Annotated in this window: 18 protein-coding genes; 15 read left to right on the forward strand and 3 right to left on the reverse strand. The window is 74.1% G+C overall.

Translation table 11 applies throughout. From position 1 onward, the window contains the following. Nucleotides 1-34 precede the first annotated feature (34 nt). The 12 genes from glmU to KSE_RS42965 all read left to right on the forward strand — a co-directional run bounded on the left by glmU (nt 35) and on the right by KSE_RS42965 (nt 10,652). Nucleotides 35-1,480, forward strand: coding sequence for a bifunctional UDP-N-acetylglucosamine diphosphorylase/glucosamine-1-phosphate N-acetyltransferase GlmU (gene glmU, locus KSE_RS22880; protein ID WP_014137720.1), 1,446 nt, complete (start codon nt 35-37; stop codon nt 1,478-1,480). 164 nt (nt 1,481-1,644) lie between these two features. Next, nucleotides 1,645-2,625: a ribose-phosphate diphosphokinase gene (locus KSE_RS22885; protein WP_014137721.1), complete on the forward strand. Its 981-nt coding sequence runs from the start codon at nt 1,645-1,647 to the stop codon at nt 2,623-2,625. A gap of 256 nt (nt 2,626-2,881) precedes the next feature. After that, on the forward strand, nt 2,882-3,484 hold the full coding sequence (locus KSE_RS22890; protein WP_014137722.1) for a 50S ribosomal protein L25/general stress protein Ctc: 603 nt from the start codon (nt 2,882-2,884) through the stop codon (nt 3,482-3,484). A 109-nt stretch (nt 3,485-3,593) separates the two neighbouring features. Beyond that, nucleotides 3,594-4,169 (forward strand): aminoacyl-tRNA hydrolase, encoded by a 576-nt coding sequence (gene pth, locus KSE_RS22895; RefSeq protein ID WP_033258367.1) that lies wholly within the window; start codon nt 3,594-3,596, stop codon nt 4,167-4,169. Between the two features lie 252 nt (nt 4,170-4,421). After that, nucleotides 4,422-4,667 carry a response regulator transcription factor gene (locus KSE_RS22900; RefSeq protein WP_051055334.1) on the forward strand — a complete coding sequence of 82 codons (246 nt, stop codon included), beginning with the start codon at nt 4,422-4,424 and terminating at the stop codon, nt 4,665-4,667. A 67-nt stretch (nt 4,668-4,734) separates the two neighbouring features. After that, a complete protein-coding gene (locus KSE_RS22905; RefSeq protein WP_014137725.1) occupies nt 4,735-5,061 on the forward strand; it encodes a hypothetical protein in 327 nt (108 codons plus the stop codon). Nucleotides 5,062-5,321: 260 nt separating this feature from the next. Beyond that, the gene (locus KSE_RS38740; protein WP_148283145.1) at nt 5,322-6,107 is read left to right on the forward strand and encodes a hypothetical protein; all 786 of its coding nucleotides are present in this window, start codon (nt 5,322-5,324) and stop codon (nt 6,105-6,107) included. After that, a complete protein-coding gene (locus KSE_RS22915) occupies nt 6,104-6,646 on the forward strand; it encodes a hypothetical protein (protein WP_014137727.1) in 543 nt (180 codons plus the stop codon). Before KSE_RS38740 ends, KSE_RS22915 begins: the two co-directional genes overlap by 4 nt. A 14-nt stretch (nt 6,647-6,660) precedes the next feature. Then, on the forward strand, nt 6,661-8,262 hold the full coding sequence (locus tag KSE_RS22920; RefSeq protein ID WP_148283146.1) for a peptidoglycan-binding protein: 1,602 nt from the start codon (nt 6,661-6,663) through the stop codon (nt 8,260-8,262). Then, a complete protein-coding gene (locus KSE_RS22925) occupies nt 8,262-8,954 on the forward strand; it encodes an ABC transporter ATP-binding protein (protein ID WP_014137729.1) in 693 nt (230 codons plus the stop codon). The genes KSE_RS22920 and KSE_RS22925 overlap by 1 nt, the downstream gene beginning before the upstream one ends. Before the next feature lie 77 nt (nt 8,955-9,031). After that, entirely contained in the window at nt 9,032-10,264 is a 1,233-nt protein-coding gene (locus tag KSE_RS22930; RefSeq protein ID WP_014137730.1) for an ABC transporter permease, read from the forward strand. A 163-nt stretch (nt 10,265-10,427) separates the two neighbouring features. Further along, nucleotides 10,428-10,652, forward strand: coding sequence for a hypothetical protein (locus KSE_RS42965; RefSeq protein WP_033258368.1), 225 nt, complete (start codon nt 10,428-10,430; stop codon nt 10,650-10,652). Nucleotides 10,653-10,733: 81 nt separating this feature from the next. Here the strand turns inward: KSE_RS42965 and ppc are convergent, their stop codons facing one another. Then, nucleotides 10,734-13,529 carry a phosphoenolpyruvate carboxylase gene (ppc, locus tag KSE_RS22940; protein ID WP_014137731.1) on the reverse strand — a complete coding sequence of 932 codons (2,796 nt, stop codon included), beginning with the start codon at nt 13,527-13,529 and terminating at the stop codon, nt 10,734-10,736. A gap of 322 nt (nt 13,530-13,851) precedes the next feature. Between ppc and KSE_RS22945 the strand changes: the two genes are divergently transcribed. Further along, on the forward strand, nt 13,852-15,123 hold the full coding sequence (locus tag KSE_RS22945; RefSeq protein WP_014137732.1) for a sensor histidine kinase: 1,272 nt from the start codon (nt 13,852-13,854) through the stop codon (nt 15,121-15,123). On the opposite strand, the gene KSE_RS22950 is transcribed toward KSE_RS22945, so the two are convergent. Next, nucleotides 15,120-15,587, reverse strand: coding sequence for an SUKH-3 domain-containing protein (locus KSE_RS22950; protein WP_014137733.1), 468 nt, complete (start codon nt 15,585-15,587; stop codon nt 15,120-15,122). The two genes, KSE_RS22945 and KSE_RS22950, sit on opposite strands and share 4 nt — an antisense overlap. Before the next feature lie 83 nt (nt 15,588-15,670). Then, a complete protein-coding gene (locus KSE_RS22955) occupies nt 15,671-16,126 on the reverse strand; it encodes a YwqJ-related putative deaminase (RefSeq protein WP_014137734.1) in 456 nt (151 codons plus the stop codon). A gap of 354 nt (nt 16,127-16,480) precedes the next feature. On the opposite strand from KSE_RS22955, the gene KSE_RS22960 reads away from it, so the two are divergent. Further along, nucleotides 16,481-17,632 carry a Gfo/Idh/MocA family protein gene (locus KSE_RS22960; RefSeq protein WP_014137735.1) on the forward strand — a complete coding sequence of 384 codons (1,152 nt, stop codon included), beginning with the start codon at nt 16,481-16,483 and terminating at the stop codon, nt 17,630-17,632. Further along, nucleotides 17,629-18,612, forward strand: a complete 984-nt coding sequence (locus KSE_RS22965) for an NAD-dependent epimerase/dehydratase family protein (protein ID WP_014137736.1) — start codon at nt 17,629-17,631, stop codon at nt 18,610-18,612. The genes KSE_RS22960 and KSE_RS22965 overlap by 4 nt, the downstream gene beginning before the upstream one ends. The last annotated feature ends 24 nt before the right edge of the window (nt 18,613-18,636 follow it).

The following is an 18,636-nucleotide window of genomic DNA, read 5'->3' on the forward strand; positions in this document are numbered from 1 at the left end:
CTCAACCCCGCATCAGACCGAGGAGTCTCCCCGCGTGAGTGCCAACCAGCCCGCTGCCGTGATCGTGCTCGCCGCCGGCGGCGGCACGCGTATGAAGTCCAAGGCGCTGCCGAAGGTGCTGCACGAGATCTGCGGGCGCTCCCTGGTGGGCCACGCGGTCAGTGCCGCCGGGGAGTTGACGCCCGGTCAGCTGGTCGTGGTGATCGGCCACCTGCGCGAGCTGGTCCAGGCCCACCTGGCCGAGCACTACCCGGCCGCCCGCCCGGTCGTCCAGACCGAGCAGAACGGCACCGGCCACGCCGTGCGCACCGCGCTGGAGGCGCTCGCCGCCGACGGCGTGGAGCTGGACGGCACCGTGCTGGTCACCACCGGCGACGCCCCGCTGCTCACCGGCGCCACCCTGGCCGCGCTGGCCGACGCGCACGCCGCCCAGGGCAACGGCGTCACCGTGCTGACCGCGAGGGTCCCCGACGCGACCGGCTACGGCCGGATCCTGCGCGGCCCGGACGGCGCGGTCGCCGCGATCGTCGAGCACAAGGACGCCAGTGCCGAGCAGCTGGCGGTCGACGAGATCAACTCCGGGGTGTTCGCCTTCGACGCCAAGCTGCTGGCGCTCGCCCTCTCGCTGGTCGGCACCGACAACGCGCAGGGCGAGGAGTACCTGACCGACACCCTGGAGATCCTCCGCCGCGAGGGCCACCGGGTCGGCGCGGTGGTCGCCGCCGACCACCGGGAGATCGTCGGCATCAACGACCGGGTGCAGCTCGCCGAGGCCCGCCGGCTGCTCAACGACCGCCTGCTGGAGAACGCCATGCGGGCCGGCGTGACCGTGGTCGACCCGGCCTCCACCTGGCTGGACGTCCAGGTGACGTACGAGCCGGACGCGCTGGTCCACCCGAACACCCAGCTGCACGGCGCCACCCACCTGGGCGAGGGCTGCGAGGTCGGCCCGAACAGCACGCTGACCGCCACCTCGGTCGGCGCCGGCGCCCGTGTGAGCAACACCACGGCCGACCGCGCCGAGATCGGCCCGGAGGCGTCCGTCGGCCCGTACGCGTACCTGCGGCCGGGCACGAAGCTGGCCCGGAAGGCGAAGGCCGGCACCTACGTCGAGATCAAGAACTCGGAGCTCGGCGAAGGGGCGAAGGTCCCGCACCTGTCGTACATCGGGGACGCGACGATCGGCGAGGGCAGCAACATCGGTGCGGCGTCCGTCACAGTCAACTACGACGGCGTCGACAAGCACCGGACGGTCATCGGGGCCCACTGCCGCACGGGTTCCGACAACATGTTCATCGCTCCGGTGACGGTCGGTGACGGGTCCTACACGGCCGCCGGATCGGTGATCACCCACGACGTACCTGCGGGTTCGCTCGGTGTCGCGCGCGCCCAGCAGCGCAACATCCCGGGCTGGGTCGAGCGGAAGCGGCCCGGTTCGGCCTCCGCCCGGGCGGCCGCCGAGGCAGGTGGGGCGCAGTAGGACCGGGCGGTCGGACGGGGCGGTCGGGGATCTTGAGGAGTGGTCCCCGGCCGTCGGACCGCGCGCGGGGCGCGTAACCTGAAGTACATACGTGCGCCATCGGGCCTCTTCGGCCGTGCCTCGGCGTACTCACCCAGAGTGGCAATACACGAGGAGACGGTGCAGTGAGCGGGATCACGACCTCCGGCGAGAAGAAGCTGAAACTTTTCTCCGGCCGTGCCCACCACGAACTTGCCGAGGAGGTCGCCCGCGAACTGGGCACCGAACTCGTCCCGACCAAGGCGCTGGACTTCGCCAACGGCGAGATCTACGTCCGCTTCCTGGACTCCGCCCGCGGCGCGGACTGCTTCGTGATCCAGAGCCACACGGCTCCGATCAACCAGTGGATCATGGAGCAGCTGATCATGATCGACGCGCTCAAGCGCGCGTCGGCCCGCAGCATCACCGCGATCCTGCCGTTCTACGGCTACGCCCGCCAGGACAAGAAGCACCTCGGCCGCGAGCCGATCTCGGCCCGCCTGATCGCCGACCTGCTCCGCACGGCCGGCGCCGACCGGCTGATGGCCGTGGACCTGCACACCGCGCAGATCCAGGGCTTCTTCGACGGCCCGGTGGACCACCTGTTCGCGCTGCCGATGCTGGCCGACTACGTCGGCAACCGGGTCCCCGACCGCTCCAAGCTGACCATCGTCTCCCCGGACGCCGGCCGGGTGAAGGTCGCCGACCAGTGGTGCGACCGGCTGGACGCCCCGCTGGCGATCATCCACAAGCGCCGGGACATGACGCAGGCCAACACCATCCTCTCCGCCGAGGTGGTCGGCGACGTCCGCGACCGGGTCTGCGTCCTGGTCGACGACATGATCGACACCGCCGGCACCATCTGCGCCGCCGCCGACGCGCTGTTCGACGCCGGCGCCGCCGACGTCATCGTCGCGGCCACCCACGGCGTGCTCTCCGGCCCCGCCGCGGACCGGCTGAAGAACTCCCGGGTCAGCGAGTTCGTGTTCACCAACACCCTGCCGACCCCGGCCCAGCTCCAGCTGGACAAGATCACCACGCTGTCGATCGCCCCGTCGATCGCCGCCGCGGTGCGCGAGGTGTTCGAGGACGGCTCGGTCACCAGCCTCTTCGAGGGCGTGCACTGACCTTTCGCGGGCGCGTCGGCCCCGCGACCGGCCCCCGGCTCCGACACGGAGCCGGGGGCCGATTTCACGTCCGCGCCACACCCCGGTTAGTCTTGGGAGACTGCTCGGCGAGGGATGCCCATTCGGTGCTCCGTGATCGACGCGCGAGAACGATGCGCCTTGATCGAACCGCCGAGCGTCCCCCCAACTGGTATTGAGGGTGTGGCCCGGCGGTTCTGTCGTTCCTGCACCCCTTCGCTTCACGAGGAGTGCAGTCGTGTCCGAGATCCGCCTTGCCGCCGAGTCCCGCACCGAGTTCGGCAAGGGTGCCGCCCGTCGTGCCCGCCGTGCCGGCTTCGTCCCCGGTGTCGTCTACGGCCACGGCCACGCCCCGGTGCACCTGAACCTGCCGGGCCACGACCTGATGATGGCGCTCAAGACCCCGAACGCCCTGCTGGTCGTCCCGATCGAGGGCAAGGACGAGTTCGTGCTGCCGAAGGCCGTGCAGCGCGAGGCCATCAAGCGCACCATCGAGCACGTCGACCTGCTGCTGGTCAAGCGCGGCGAGAAGGTCACCGTCGAGATCCCGGTCCACACCGAGGGCGAGCTGGCCCCCGGCGGCAACCTGATCGAGAACGTGCTGAACGCCCTCCCGATCGAGGCCGAGGCCACCCACCTGCCCGAGTCGGTCACCGTCTCGGTCGAGGGCCTGGAGGCCGGCGCCGCCATCACCGCCGGCGACATCGCCCTCCCGTCCGGCGTCTCGCTGGCCGTCGAGGCCGACGCCGTCGTGCTCCAGGTCATCGGCGCCCAGGCCCCCGAGGCCACCGAGGACGAGGCCGCCGACGAGGCCGAGGCCACCGAGGTCGTCGAGGGCTGACCACCGCCCCTGCCGCTGCCCCGGCCGCCCCGCCCCGCGCGGGACGGCCGGGGCAGCGGCGTGTCCGGGATGATGTGACGGTACGGAGAACACCCGCGTGAGGAGCGGCATGAGCGAGTACGACGGCCCCTGGCTGGTGGTGGGCCTCGGCAACCCCGGCAAGGAGTACGCCCGCAACCGGCACAACATCGGCTTCATGGTGGTCGAGCTGCTGGCCCAGCGGGCGGGCGCGAAGTTCAAGGCCCACAAGAGCCGCGCCCAGGTCGCCGAGGGGCGGCTGGCCGGCCGGCGGGTGGTGCTCGCCGAGCCGATGAGCTTCATGAACCTCTCCGGCGGCCCGGTCACCGCGCTGCGCGACTTCTACAAGGTCCCCACCTCGGCGATCGTCGCCGTCCACGACGAACTCGACCTCGACTACGCGGCCCTGCGGCTGAAGACCGGCGGCGGCGACAACGGCCACAACGGCCTCAAGTCGATGACCAAGTCGCTCGGCCCCGACTACCACCGGGTCCGCTGCGGCATCGGCCGCCCGCCCGGCCGGATGGAGGTCGCCGACTTCGTCCTCAAGGACTTCTCGTCCACCGAGCGCAAGGACCTCGACTGGTTCGTCGACCGCGCCGCCGACGCCGTCGAGGCGCTGCTCTCGGACGGCCTGGAGCGGGCCCAGCAGAACTACAACTCCTGACCCCGGGGGAGGAGTTGTGACCGAGGTCACATTCGATTCCGGAGGGTGATGGCGGGCCGACGGGCCCCGAGGGCGCCCTCCGGTGGCCTTCCACAATAGTCAACTTTTGGTGATTCCAACGTTACTGATAGTCAATTTCCTTGGGGGGCATGCCAGTTGGTATGCCCCCCGCCCGTTCGGCCGATGCTTAGATGGTTTCCGTGCACCGCGTCCGCCCTCGGGCGGGCGCCCGCAATGTCTGGGGGGATATCCATGGAAACCGCTATCGCCTACGAGGAGCTGACAGCCAGGGAACGGGAGGTCTTCGACCTGCTCGGCAAGGGCCTGTCGAACGCCGAGATCGCCGACCGGCTGGTCGTGAGCGGCTCGACGGTGAAGGCCCACCTGGCCCGGATCCTGATCAAGACCGGGGCGGAGACGCGCACCCGGGCGGCGCTGATGGCGCAGCGCCTGCACCACCAAGTGTGTCCGAACGGCCAATGGTGCCGGTGCGGTTGAGCCGCTGGAATTGGTTCGAGCCCGAATCCGGGCCGACCGAACCACTCTCGCGATGAGGGGATCCGCCATGCTCAAGACCCGCTCGCTGCGCGCACTCGCGGTGGCCGTCGCGGCCACCGCCGCGCTCTCGCTCGGCGTCGGCGCCGCCAACGCCACCGACCTGCCCGGCGACTACACCACCGCCGTGAAGCTCCGGGCCGACTCCAACACCAGCGCCACCGCCTACGGCGTGGGCTACCCGGGCCAGGGCAACGTCTCGCACTGCTACAAGGGCGGGACCACCGTGGGCGGCAACAGCTTCTGGGACTGGAACACGGACAAGGCGACCGGCGTGACCGGCTACAGCGCCGAGTTCTACCTGACCCAGGGGTACGCCCAGCCGACCCACTGCTGACCCACCGGCGGTGACCGACACCGCCGGTGAACACCTCGGTGTCCCTCGCCCTCCCGCAATGAGGGCGAGGGGCACCGCGGCAGAAGCCTATCCGCCTTCCGTGTCGAGGAATCCCGGTGATGAAGAAGCGTTTTCCGGCGGCCGTGCTGCCGCTCCTGCTGTCGGCGGCGGCTCTGGTGGGCTGCTCGTCCTCGGGCGGTACCGGTGGCACCGGTGGAGGGGGCGGAGGGGGCGGCCAGCCGGCCGGGCAGCCGCCGAAAGTGACGGCCACGCCCACGCCGACCTCCGGTACCCAGTTGGCCGAACTGCCGCTGGTCGCCTTCCTGAAGGACGCGGACGGCGACCGGACCATCGACCGGGCCACCGACCTGCTGACCCAGGACTGCATGCACCGGCTCGGCTTCGCCGGCTGGAAGACCGACACCACCCTGCCGGTCGGCAAACCGGTGGAGACCGCCGGTGACTACGGCTACCTGGACGAGGCCCAGGCCGCTCAGTACGGGTTCCGGTCCGCCGCCGCGCTCAAGGGCAAGCCCACTGACGGCCCACGGATGCAGCCCGGCGAGCTGGCGGCCCTCACCGGCAGCGACGGCGCGGGCAACGCGGCGCCCGGCAACGTCCCGCAGGGCGGTTGCGGCGGGGAGGCGTTCCGCACGATCCGGGCGGGCCTCGACAAGCCGGCCGGGTCGGTCTACGACGACCTGATGGGCGACTCCTACCAGCGCACCGCCAGTGACAGCCGGGTCGTCGACGGCATCAGGGCCTGGTCGGACTGCATGAAGCAGAAGGGCTTCACCTACAGCACCCCGAAGGCGCTCAGCGTCGAAGCCTGGGGCCCGCAGGTCACCCAGCGGGAGATCGACACCGCCAAGGCCGACGTCGCCTGCACCAAGCAGACCAACCTGCCCGGTATCGCGTTCGCCGTGCAGAGCGCCATCCAGCAGCAGCAGATCGAGCAGCACCAGCAGCAGTTGAAGGCCGAGAAGGACTTCAAGGCCGGCCAGGTGCGCAAGGCCGCCGAGATCCTGCGGAGCAAGGGCCAGTGAGGGCCCGGGCCGCCGCCGGGGTGCTGCTGGTGCTCGCGCTCGCCGCCGCCGGCTGCGGGGCGCCGGAGCGGGCGGCCCCGCCGTACGGGGTCGGGCCGGACGGGGAGCGGCTGGAGGAGCCGGACGGCGAGGTTCGGGCGGCCTACCTCGGGTACTGGGACGCCTGGCTGGCGGCCTACCGGAACCCCGGCGCGGCCGACGACGGGCTGGCCGGGCACGCCGGGCCGCCCTGGCTGGACGCCGCCCGCGCCACCCTCGCCGAGGCGCGCCGCGCGCACCAGCACAACGAGGGGACGGTCGAGCACCGGCTGGTCGGGATGGCCGCCGAGGGGCAGAGCCGGCTGGTCTACGACTGCGTGGAGCTGTCCGGCTGGCGGATCCACGACGACCGCACCGGCGCGCCGCTGCCCGGCCAGCTCACCGACAAGCGCCGGCAGCTCGCCGTGCTGACCCTGAACCGGGTCGACGGCCGCTGGGTCGTCACCAACAGCCGCAAGCCCGTGCCCTGCGAACCGCGGGACGACGGGAGGACACCGTGAGGCGGGAGCGCACCATGCCGCTGCGCAGGGCGAAGCCGGACCAGGACGGGCCGGCCGACCAGGACGGATCGGGGCCGGGACCGGAGCCAGGACCGGGGCCGGGGCCGGGGCCGACGGGCGGGACGGGCCGCCGGCGCCGGCTGGTGGTGCTGGTCGCGGTCGGCGCGGCGGTGGTCTCCGGGGCCGGGCTGGGCGCGGCCACGCTGGTGAAGTCGCCGGAGCAGGCCGCGGCGGACGCCAAGCCGCCCGCCGCGTCGGTGCTGACCGCGCCGGTGGTGCAGCGGGTGCTGGCCAACACCACGGTGCTGCGCGGGACGTTCGCCGCCGGGCAGACCTTCGCCGTGCAGCCCGCCGCGGTGGCGCCCTCGACCGGCGGGCCCGGCGGCGGCACGCCCGTGGTCAGCGCGCTGAAGGCGGCCGCGGGCGACACCGTGCAGAGCCGGCAGGTGATCGCGGAGGTGTCGGGGCGGCCGGTGTTCGTGCTGCCCGGGACGATCCCCGCCTACCGGGACATGCAGCCCGGCCAGTCCGGCGACGACATCGCCCAACTGCAGAACGTGCTCAAGGGGTTGGGCATCTCCACCGGCGGCGACGCCAAGGGCGTGTTCGGCGCGGGCACCAAGACCGCGGTCGGCAGGCTGTACCAGCAGCTCGGCTACCCGGCGGCGGTCACCGGCGAGGCCACCGCCGCGGCCGTGCACACCGCCCAGCAGGCCGTCCAGGAGCAGCAGCAGGTCGTCCAGGACCTGCAGGACGGCGCCACCGCGGCCGCCGGCACCGCCGGCACCGCCGACACCGGTGGCGGCAAGGGCGGGGCGAGCGCCCCGGCGGCCGCTGACAGTGCCACCCGACTGGCGCGCGCGAAGACCCTGTTGACGCAGAAGCAGCAGGAGCTGGCGCAGGCCCAGGCCAAGGACGGGCCGCAACTGCCGCTCTCCGAGGTGCTGTTCCTGCCCTCGCTGCCGGCCCGGGTCGCCGCCGTCCCGGCGAAGGTCGGCGACAAGGTCGCCGCCCCCGTGATGACGCTCACCGCGGGCGGCCTGAACCTCACCGGCCACCTGCCGCCCGCCGACGCGGCCCTGGTCAAGCCGGGGATGAAGGTCACCGTGCTGTCCGAGTCGACCGGCCGGGAGCTGGCCGCCAAGGTCGGCGGGGTCGGCGCGCCGGTCACCCCGGGCGCCGGCACGGGCACGGGCGCCGTCGCGGGCGCCGGCCAGGAGCCCGCGGCCGGGGCCGGGGCCGGGGGCAGCCCGTACGCGCCGGTCACGGTCCTCCCGGACAGCCCGTGGGACCCGGGGCTGGACGGGCAGGACGTGCGGATCACCATCGTCGAGGCGGCCACCTCGGGCGAGGTGCTGGCGGTGCCGTCCTCGGCGATCAGCTCCTCGGTCGACGGCCGCACCACGGTCACCGTGGTCGCCGCCGACCGCAGCCGCCGCGAGGTCGAGGTGACGGCCGGGGTGATCGCCGACAACTTCGTCCAGGTCACGGCCAAGGAAGGCGAGTTGCAGCCCGGTGACCAGGTGCTGGTCGGCGTCGCGCAGGCCCGCCCGCCCGGGGCGTCCGGCGGTACGGGCGGCGCGGGCGGTACGAGCGCCGGGGTCGGGGCCGGCTGATGGCGGCCCCGGTCATCCGGCTGCACGGAGTGTCACGCACCTTCCCCGGCCCGCCGCCGGTCACCGCGCTGCACCCCGCCGACCTGGAGATCGCCCGCGGCGAGTACGTCGCGGTGACCGGCCCCTCCGGCTCCGGCAAGTCGACCTTCCTCAACCTGCTCGGCCTGCTCGACCGGCCCAGCGGCGGCACGTACGAGCTCGACGGGATCGACACCGGCGCGCTCCCCGAGTCGCGGCGCACCTCGCTGCGCGGCGCCCGGATCGGGTTCGTGTTCCAGTCCTTCCACCTGCTGCCCTACCGGACCGCCCTGGAGAACGTGGTGCTCGGCCAGGTCTACAACCGCACCCCGCGCGAGGGGCGGCGCGCCGCCGCCCGCGCCGTGCTCGAACGGGTCGGCCTCGGGCACCGGATCGAGGCGCTGCCGTCCCGGATGTCCGGCGGCGAGCGCCAGCGGGTCGCGATCGCCCGGGCCCTGGTCAACCAGCCCTCGCTGCTGCTCTGCGACGAACCCACCGGCAACCTCGACTCGGCGACCGCCGGCAAGGTGATGGAGCTCTTCGAGGAACTGCACGCCGGCGGCCTGACCCTGCTGGTCATCACCCACGACCGGGACGTCGCCGCGCGCGCCCGGCGCACCGTCACCATCCGGGACGGCCGACTGCACGACGCGGAGGAGGTGGCCGCCCCGTGAAGAGCCCGCTGAAGCGCCCCGGGAGGAGCCCGGAGCGGCCCCCGCGGAGCCCGGAGCGGCCCGCGGCGGACGACCGGGTGCCGCTGTCCCGGCTGTCCCTCGCCGACCTGTTCGGCGAGGCGCTGTCCGGCATGGTGCAGCGGCCCGGCCGCTCGGTGCTGACCCTGCTCGGCACCGTGCTGGGCGTCGGCGCGTTCGTCGCCGTGCTCGGCCTCACCTCCACCGCCTCCGGGCAGATCGGCAAGCGCTTCTCGCTGCTGGAGAACACCACCGTCACGCTGGTCGACAACGGCGCCCCGGCCCCCGGCCAGCGCGGCGACCCGCGCGCCCCCGTGGACTTCCCCGCCGACGCCGACACCCGGGTCGCCGGGCTGAACGGCGCCCGCGCCGCCGGCGTCTACTGGCCGGCCCCGCTGGAGAACCCGCGGATCTCCTCCTCGCCCGCCGCCGGCAGCGACGACGGCGGCGGCCTCGGCCTGTACGCCGCCTCCCCGGGCCTGTTCGACGCGATGGAGACCGGGCTGCAGGCCGGCACCACCTACAACCGCTTCCACGCCGAGCACGGCATGCGGGTCGCCGTCCTCGGCTCCACCGCCGCCGCCCGGCTCGGCATCAGCCGGCTCGACGCCCAGCCCGCGGTCTTCGTCAACGGCGTCGGCTTCACCGTCATCGGGATCATCGGCGACACCCGGCGGCTCCCGCAGACCCTGCTCGGCGTGCTGGTGCCCGACACCACCGCCCGGACGCTGTGGGGCGACCCGCAGCCGCTCGAACAGGGCCGGGCCCGGATGCTGGTGCGCACCGACGTCGGCGCCGCCCCGCTGGTCGCCGGGCAGGCCCCGACCGCGCTGCGCCCCGAGCAGCCGGGCCTGTTCGCCGCCACCGCCCCGCCCGACCCGCACGGCCTGCGCGACTCCGTCGCCGACGACCTGACCGGCCTGTTCCTGCTGCTGGCCGCGATCTGCCTGGTGATCGGCGCGGTCGGGATCGCCAACACCACCCTGGTCGCCGTCCTGGAGCGGACCGGCGAGATCGGGCTGCGCCGGGCGCTCGGGGCCCGGCCGCGGCACGTCGCCGCGCAGTTCCTCACCGAGTCGACGGTGCTCGGCACCCTCGGCGGGCTGGTCGGCACCGCGATCGGGGTGGCCGTGGTGGTGTCGGTGGCGCTGGCCCGGGACTGGACCGCCGTCCTGCAGACCTGGACGGTGCTGCCGGCGCCGCTGGCCGGCAGTCTGGTCGGCCTGCTGGCGGGCCTCTACCCGTCGCTGCGGGCCGCCACCGTGGAGCCGGCCGAGGCGCTCCGCCGGTGACCGGGCCCCGACCACGTTCCGTACACAACGTTCATGCAACGCTTGCCGGGAGGAAGCTGACCTGGGGTCAGAAACGTCACCCGATCGGATACCGTCGGAACCGGTACAGCGAAGGATTGAAGTGCCGTCTATGGGGGTAAAGACCGTGATCCGGTCAAAGCGCGTGGGCAAGGTCGTCGGAGGCACCGTGCTGTGCCTGGCCGCCGGGGGGTGGGCCGCCGGGGCCGCCGCGGCCGCCGAGCCCACCACCGGTCCCGAGCCCGCCGCGGCCCGGCTGGCCCCGCCCGCCGGCTCGGTCGGCTCGGCCGGCCTGTACGCGGTCGGCGGCGGCCTGGTGGTGGTGGCCGGCGGCGCGGCCACGTGGCTGCGCAAGCGCCGCGGCGCCTGAGCGCGCGACGCGACGAACGGCGGCGGCCCGCCCCCTCGGAGAGCGAGGGGGCGGGCCGCCGTTCGCGCGGGCGGGGCCCGGTCAGCCGGTGTTGCGCAGGCCGGCCGCGATGCCGTTCACGGTGAGCAGCAGCGCGCGGGCGCGCAGCGGGTCCTCCGGGCGGCCGGCCGCGACCTCCTCGCGCTGCCGGCGCAGCAGCGCGACCTGCAGGTAGGAGATCGGGTCGAGGTAGGCGTCGCGGACGGTGAAGGTCTGCTTCAGGACGTCGTTGTGCTCCAGCAGTTCGCTCTCGCCGGTCAGCCGGAGCACCTCGCGCAGGGTGAGGTCGTGCTCGGCGACGATCTGCTCGAAGACGTGGTGCAGCTCGGCGGGGACGAGCTGCTCGACGTAGTGCCGGGCGATCCGCAGGTCGGTCTTGGCCAGCGTCATCGCGACGTTGGACAGGAAGTTGCGGAAGAAGTGCCAGTTGCCGTGCATCTCGTCGAGCACGTCGCCCAGGCCGGCCTCGCGGGCGGCGGCCAGGCCGGAGCCGACGCCGTACCAGCCGGGCACGATCTGCCGGGACTGGGTCCAGCCGAACACCCACGGGATGGCCCGCAGGCCGTCCAGCCCGGCGCCGCTGTCGGGGCGGCGGGACGGGCGCGAGCCGAGGTGCAGCGAGGCGAGCTGGTCGACCGGCGTCGCGGCGAAGAAGTACTTCGGCAGGTCCTCCTGCTCGACCAGGGCCCGGTAGGCGGTGTGCGCGGCCTCGGAGACCCGGTCCATCGCGGCGTCCCAGCGGGCCAGCTCCTCCGGGGCCTGCCGGGGCGCGGTGTGCAGCGCGGACGCGGCCAGTGTGGCGGAGAGGGTCAGCTCCAGGTTCTCCCGGGCCAGCGAGGGCAGCAGGTACTTGTCGGAGATCACCTCGCCCTGCTCGGTGACCTTGATCTCGCCCTCCAGGGTGCCCCACGGCTGGGCCAGGATCGCCTCGTGCGAGGGGCCGCCGCCGCGGCCGACGGTGCCGCCGCGGCCGTGGAAGAGCCGCAGCCGGATGCCGTAGCGGTGCGCGACGTCGCGCAGCCGGCGCTGGGCGCGGTGGATCTCCCACTGTGAGGTGGTGATGCCGCCGAACTTGGAGGAGTCCGAGTAGCCGAGCATGACCTCCTGGACGTCGCCGCGCAGCGACACCAGCAGCCGGTACGACGGGTCGGAGAGCATCTCGTCCAGGATCCGGTCGGCCTCCTGGAGCTCGTCGGTGGTCTCCAGCAGCGGCACGATGCCGATCTTGGCGATGCCCGCGTGCAGGTCGATCAGGCCGGCCTCGCGGGCCAGCACGGCGGCCGCGAAGACGTCGTCCGCGCCCTGGCACATCGAGATGATGTACGACTCGACGATCTCGTCGCCGAAGCGCTCGAAGCCCTCGCGGATGGTGGTGAACACGCCCAGCGTCTTGGCGCCCGCGGCGTCCAGCGGCGCCGGGGTGGGGGCCAGCGGGCGGCGCGAGCGCATCTCCTTGGAGAGCAGGCGCTGGCGGTACTCGCGCGGCATGTCGGTGTAGCGCCAGGCCTCCTCGCCGAGTCGGTCGAAGAGCTGGCCGAGCGCGTGGTGGTGGGCCTCGGCGTGCTCGCGGACGTCCATGGTGGCGAGCTGCAGGCCGAACGCCTCGATGGTGCGGATCGTCCGGGCCAGCCGGCCGTCGGCGATCAGGCCGCCGCGGTGCGCCCGCAGCGAGTCCTGGACCAGGCGCAGGTCGGCGATCAGGTCGCGGGTGCCGACGTAGTCGCGGCCCGGGGTGGGCGCGGTGCCGGCGGCGAGGCGGTCGCGGGTGTTCTCCAGCTTGATCCGGATGCAGGTGGCCTTGAGCCGGTACGGCTCCTCGGCGTTCATCCGCTTGTAGCGCGGGCTCAGCTCGGGCAGGTGCGCCAGGTCGGCGTCCAGCGAGGCCAGCAGCTCCTCGGAGGCGCCGGCCAGCCGGACCGAGGTGGAGAGCGAGGCGCGCAGGTCGTCGACCGCCTCCAGGGCGTCCTTGATGCCGTACTCGTGCTGCAGGTTGAGGACGTCCCAGGTGACCCGCGGGGTGACGTTCGGGTTGCCGTCGCGGTCGCCGCCGATCCAGGTGCCGAAGGTCAGCGGGCGGACGCCCTCGGGCAGGGTCAGGCCGACCCGGGCCAGCTCCTCGTGCAGCTCCTCCAGTACCTCCGGGACGGCCTCGCGGTACAGCTCGTCCAGGTAGTAGACGGCGTTGCGGGCCTCGTCGGTGGGCTCCGGGCGGGCGATCCGCAGCTCGTCGGTCTGCCACAGCAGGTCGATCACCTCGGCGAGCCGGCGGTCGGCCTGGCGGCGGGCCGAGGTCTGCCGGGCGCTGTCGACCCGGCCGGTGGCGGCCTGCTCGCGGTGGATCCGCTCCAGCAGCTCGCCGACCCGGCGCAGCTTGTTCAGCACCGAGCGGCGGGCCGCCTCGGTCGGGTGCGCGGTGAACACCGGGCGGACCGAGAGGTTGGCCAGGGTGTCGGCCAGGTGCTTGGGGTCCGCCTCCTTCAGCTGGTCGACGGTCTGCGAGAGCACCGAGCCCTCCAGGGCCCGGCGGGCGGCGAACTCGCGGCCGCGGTGCACCTGCTCGGTGACGTTCGCCAGGTGGAAGTAGGTCGAGAAGGCGCGCACCAGCTTCGCGGCGGTGTCCAGGTCGATCTCCGCGAGCAGCTGCGCCGTCGCCTCGCCGTCGGTGCGGCTCAGCAGGCGCACCTGCTCGACCAGGCCCAGCAGTTCGGGGCCCTCCTGGCGCACGAGGGTCTCCCCGAGCAGGTCGCCGAGGCGGCGGATGTCCGCACGCAGCGCGGCGTTGTCCGCGTCGGCGATCGAGGAGGGGCTGTCCGCCGGAGTGGGGACCGGAGCGGTCACGGCTGTCTCCCTGTGGTGGTGGGGTTCGGCAACGGCTCTGACATCACCGCGGTGCGGGTGACGGGTGCGGACCGCGCTGTCCGACGGGCAACAGCATAGGTGGCACGGGGTGCCAGCACGGAGAGGTGGCCGGATGGCGGACAGGTCGGCCCGCCGGGCGGTGCGGCCCGGGGCGTGCGGCGCTGCGGCCCGGGGCGCGCGGCGGTGCGGCCGGGGGCGTTCGGTGGTGCGGCCCGGGCGTTCGCGGCCCCGGCGGGCGAGGGGGCGCGGGACGGGCGGGAGGGCGCCGTCCGGCCCGGGCCCCTTGCGTATCGTGTCGGTCATGAGTGAGAAGCCGGCGGGGGACGGCCTGTGGTGGTGGGCACGGAGGCGGAGCGCGGCGCTGGACGTCGCGCTGGCGGCGGTGTCGGCGGCGGAGTGCGCCGCCGGGGCGTACGGACTGGTCCGGGACAGACTGCACGCGGGCCCGCCCGTCACCGTGCTGTGCGTGGTGCTCGGGGCGCTCGCCGGGGCGTCGCTGCTGGTGCGGCGGCGCTGGCCGGTGGTGCCGGTGGTGGTGGCGCTGGTCTTCGTGCCGGGGTTCTTCGGCGTGGTGCTGCTGGTGGTGTCGCTGTACACGCTCGCGGCGACCTGGGAGTGGCCGACCCGGCGGGTCCGGGTGGTGGTGCTGTCCGCGGTCGCCATGGTGGAGACCTTCGGCATGGTGCTGTTCGCGATGACCGCGCCCGCCAAGAACCCGCCGCCGGCCGAGCAGCTCCCGCCGACCTGGGTCTACCCGGTGATCGCCGCGTTCGTCGCGGTCGGCATGGCCGTCGCCCCGATGGTGACCGGCCTGTACGTGGGCGCCCGGCGCCGCCTGGTCGAGTCGCTGCAGGACCGCGCGCTCGGCCTGGAGGCCGAGCTGACCCTGCTCGCCGAGCAGGCCAGGGAGCGCGCCTGGCGGGCCCGGGCCGAGGAGCGCACCCGGATCGCCCGCGAGATGCACGACGTGGTCGCGCACCGGGTCAGCCTGATGGTGGTGCACGCGGCCGCGGTGGAGCGGATCGTCCCCAAGGACCCGGTGCGGGCCCAGCAGTCCGCCCAGCTGATCGGCGAGACCGGCCGGCAGGCGCTGGACGAGCTGCGCGAGATCCTCGGCGTGCTGCGGATGACCGAGCCGCAGGAGCAGGTGGAGGCCCCGGTCGGCGGCCTGCCGGAGCTGCCGGAGCTGGTCGAGCAGTCCCGGGTGGCCGGCATGGCGGTGTCGCTGACGGTCAGCGGCGAACGGCTGGAGTACGTCGCCGAGGCCGAGCAGACCGCGTACCGGGTGGTCCAGGAGGGTCTGACCAACGCCCACAAGTACGCCGGCGGGGCCCGGGTCGCGGTGCTGCTGGCGTACGTGCCGAACGGGGTGCGGGTGTCGGTGGTCAACGAGTGCCCGGGCGGGGCGGCGCCGGTGGCGCTGCCCAGCGGCGGCAACGGGCTGGTCGGCATGCGCGAGCGGGTGGTCGCGCTCGGCGGGGCGTTCCACGCCGGGCCGGAGGACGGCGGCGGGTTCCGGGTCGAGGCGGTGCTGCCGTCCCGGCTGCGGCGCGCGCTCAAGCCCCTGGACTAGCCTCCCTCGGCCGGGGCGGTGCGCAGCCGGGACGGGGCGCGGCCGAGGACCAGGGTGCCGATCGCCCGGTCGACGCTCGGGCCGAGGAACCACTCGCCCGCGTGGTCGAGGCTGTAGACCCGGCCGTGCTCGTCGATGGCCAGCAGGGCCTGCCCGAACCGCTCCTCGCCGAGCGGGGCGAGCCGGGTGTCCAGCGCGCGGCCGAGGTCGGCGAGGGTGCGCGGGGCGTGCAGGCCGCAGCGCGGGTCGAGCAGGAACGGGGTGCGGGCCAGGGTGTCGCCCGGCCCCGGTACGTCGAAGGCCAGGCCGCCGAACTCCGCCCAGGCTTCGATCGCGGCCGGGAACACCGCGTGCTGCGGGTCCAGCGGGCCGCCGTACGCGACCAGGGCGTCGGCCCACTGCTCGGCCTGCCGGATCTCCCAGCGGCCCGGGTGCCAGCCGGCCTGCTTGAGGGCGGCGGCCACGTCGGCCGGGAAGCGGGGCTGGGTGCGGACGGTGCTGGCGTTCAGGGCGTGCTCCGGTGCGTCGGGGACAGGGCGGGGGGTTCTCAGCGGGCGGGCGGCCCGACCTCCACGCTGGCCACGTTCAGGTGGTCCAGCAGCGGGGCGCAGGAGCGGCACGGCGGGGCGTGCGTGCCGTGCGCCGGGTCGCCCTCCTCGCGGATCCGCAGCGTGGTCATCCGGGCCCCCTTGAGCGCCTTGCGGGCCTCCTGCACCGTCATCGGCTTGCGCGCGGCCCGCTTCGAGCGGGACGCGTCGACCTGCCCCAGGTACTGGGAGAGCAGCGCGGCCTCCGGGCAGCGGCCCGCGAAGCGCTCGCGCTTGTCCACCGGCAGCGCCGCCAGGAACTCGCCGACCAGCGGGTGCAGCATCGGCGGCAGTTCGGACTTCTCCCCGGCCAGCGTGTGCACCTCGCCGCCGCGCAGCGACAGCGCGGCCGCGACGGCGGGCAGCAGGCTGTCGCGCTGGTGGCGCAACACGGGCGGCGGGCCCGACTGGTCCATGACTGCTCCTCGGCGTTGGTGCGGCGCACCGGCAGTTCTCCGCTGCCGGGGGTCTGCTGACGGACGGTGTGGATCACGCAGGGTAGCCGTCCCCACTGACAGTGAATCCTCACCCCAGAGCATCCAGCCTGCCAAACCGTTTCGCGCCGCGCCGCGCCGGGGTCGGGACACGGGGCGCGCGGAGGTGTACGGAGGGCCGAACTGCCGCCCCGCGCGCCCCTGGTGGGCTGCACCGGTTTTGCCGATTGTGCCCCGATGGGCCCGGCCGGGCCGGTACCGTTCGAGCGACGCGGCGGCAAGGGGGGTCTTGCGATGGGGTCGAACGTCGTGGCGCACGAGGCGCCAGGGGAACACGTGCCCACACCGGGCAGCACCGAACAGCAACCCGACCGGCGGATCGGCCTGGCCGTGATCGGCGCCGGCTACTGGGGCCCGAACCTGGTCCGCAACGCCCAGCAGACCGCCGCGCTGCGGCTGCACTGGCTGTGCGACCTCGACGAGCAGCGCTCCCGCAAGGTCCTCGGCGAGTACTCCACGGTCGCCACCACCACCTCGTACGAGCAGGTGCTCGCGGACGAGCGGGTGCAGGCGGTGGCCATCGCCACCCCGGCCGGCGCGCACCACCGGCTGGCCCGGGCCGCCCTGGAGGCCGGCAAGCACGTGCTGGTGGAGAAGCCGATCACCACCACCGTCGAGGAGGCCGCCGACCTGGTGGCCCTCGCCGAGGAGCGCGGCCTGGCCCTGATGTGCGACCACACCTTCTGCTACACGCCGGTGGTCCGCCGGATCCGCGAGCTGGTGCACGGCGGCGAGATCGGCGACGTCCAGTTCTTCGACTCGGTGCGGATCAACCTGGGCCTGGTCCAGCCCGACGTGGACGTGCTGTGGGACCTCGCCCCGCACGACCTCTCCATCCTCGACTTCGTGCTGCCGCCGGGCGTCGAACCGGTCGGCGTCAGCGCCCAGGCCGCCGACCCGATCGGGGCCGGCCGGGCCTGCGTCGCCTACCTGACGCTGCGCCTGTCCAACGGCGCGCTCGCCCACTGCCACGTCAACTGGCTCTCCCCGACCAAGGTCCGCACCACGCTGATCGGCGGCTCCCGCCGCACCCTGGTCTGGGACGACCTCAACCCGCAGGCCCGGCTCGCCGTCCACGACCGCGGCGTCGACCTCACCCCGCCCGACGAGCTCACCGACGCGATCCGGCACCGCGCCCTGATCTCCTACCGGGTCGGCGACGTGGTCGCCCCCGCGCTGGTCGAGCAGGAGGCGCTGCGCAACGTGATGGCCGAGTTCGCCGCCGCCATCACCGAGGGCCGCGCCCCGCTCACCGACGGCCGGGCCGGGCTGCGCGTGCTGCGCCTGCTGCACGCCGCCTCCCGCAGCCTCGAACTCGGCGGCGCGACCGTCCCGGTCGACGCGGACGGCGCCCTCGGCGGCCCCGCCGACGACACCGCCCTGCTCACCCGCCAGCTTCCCGCCCAGCAGAAGGCCACCGCGCGATGAACGCCGCCGTCCCCCTCGAAGGCTCCCGCTGCCTGGTCACCGGCGGTGCCGGAACCATCGGCTCCACCGTCGTCGACCAGCTGATCGAGGCCGGCGCCCGCGAGGTCGTCGTCCTCGACAACTTCGTCCGCGGCCGGATGGCCAACCTGGCCCGCGCCGAGGAGCTCGCCGCCCCCGGGCAGCTGCGGGTCGTCGACGGCGACATCCGCGACCGGGCCCTGCTGCGCGAACTGCTCGGCGACGACACCGACGTGCTGTTCCACCTCGCCGCGATCCGGATCACCCAGTGCGCCGCCGAACCCCGGCTCGCCCTGGAGGTCATGGTCGACGGCACCTTCGACGTGGTCGAGGCCGCCGCCGAGACCGGCGTGCGCAAGGTCGTCGCCTCCTCCACCGCCTCGGTCTACGGCCTCGCCGACACCTTCCCGACGCCCGAGACCCAGCACCCGTACCACAACGACACCCTGTACGGCGCCGCCAAGGTCTTCAACGAGGGCCTGCTGCGCAGCTTCCACGCCATGCACGGCCTGGACTACGTCGCGCTGCGGTACTTCAACGTGTACGGCCCGCGGATGGACGTGCACGGCCGCTACACCGAGGTGTTCATCCGCTGGATGGAGCGGATCGCCGACGGCAAGCCCCCGCTGATCTTCGGCGACGGCGCCCAGACCATGGACTTCGTCTACACCGAGGACATCGCCCGGGCCAACCTGCTGGCCGCCGCCGCCCCCGTCACCGACCGGGTCTACAACATCGCCTCCGGCAGCGAGGTCTCGCTGCGCGGCCTCGCCGACGCGCTGCTGGCCGCGATGGACTCCGACCTGGACGTCGAGCACGGCCCGGCCCGGGACACCGCCGGCGGCGTGGTGCGGCGGCTCGCCGACGTCTCCGCCGCCGAGCGCGACCTCGGCTGGAAGCCCGAACTCGGGCTGGAGGACGGGCTGCGCAAGCTCGTCGGCTGGTGGCGCGCGCAGGTCTGACCGCCGGGCGGTCCCGTTCGAAGC

It is taken from the genome of Kitasatospora setae KM-6054, from assembly GCF_000269985.1.
In the GTDB taxonomy this organism is placed as follows: Bacteria; Actinomycetota; Actinomycetes; order Streptomycetales; family Streptomycetaceae; genus Kitasatospora; species Kitasatospora setae.

Excerpts from the sequence above, each read along its gene's own strand:
- pth (WP_033258367.1), top strand. The coding sequence starts at position 3,594 with ATGAGCGAGTACGACGGCCCCTGGCTGGTGGTGGGCCTCGGCAACCCC.
- KSE_RS22900 (WP_051055334.1), top strand. The coding sequence starts at position 4,422 with ATGGAAACCGCTATCGCCTACGAGGAGCTGACAGCCAGGGAACGGGAG.
- KSE_RS22905 (WP_014137725.1), top strand. The coding sequence starts at position 4,735 with ATGCTCAAGACCCGCTCGCTGCGCGCACTCGCGGTGGCCGTCGCGGCC.
- KSE_RS22920 (WP_148283146.1), top strand. The coding sequence starts at position 6,661 with ATGCCGCTGCGCAGGGCGAAGCCGGACCAGGACGGGCCGGCCGACCAG.
- KSE_RS22925 (WP_014137729.1), top strand. The coding sequence starts at position 8,262 with ATGGCGGCCCCGGTCATCCGGCTGCACGGAGTGTCACGCACCTTCCCC.
- KSE_RS22945 (WP_014137732.1), top strand. The coding sequence starts at position 13,852 with ATGAGTGAGAAGCCGGCGGGGGACGGCCTGTGGTGGTGGGCACGGAGG.
- KSE_RS22955 (WP_014137734.1), bottom strand. The coding sequence starts at position 16,126 with ATGGACCAGTCGGGCCCGCCGCCCGTGTTGCGCCACCAGCGCGACAGC.
- KSE_RS22965 (WP_014137736.1), top strand. The coding sequence starts at position 17,629 with ATGAACGCCGCCGTCCCCCTCGAAGGCTCCCGCTGCCTGGTCACCGGC.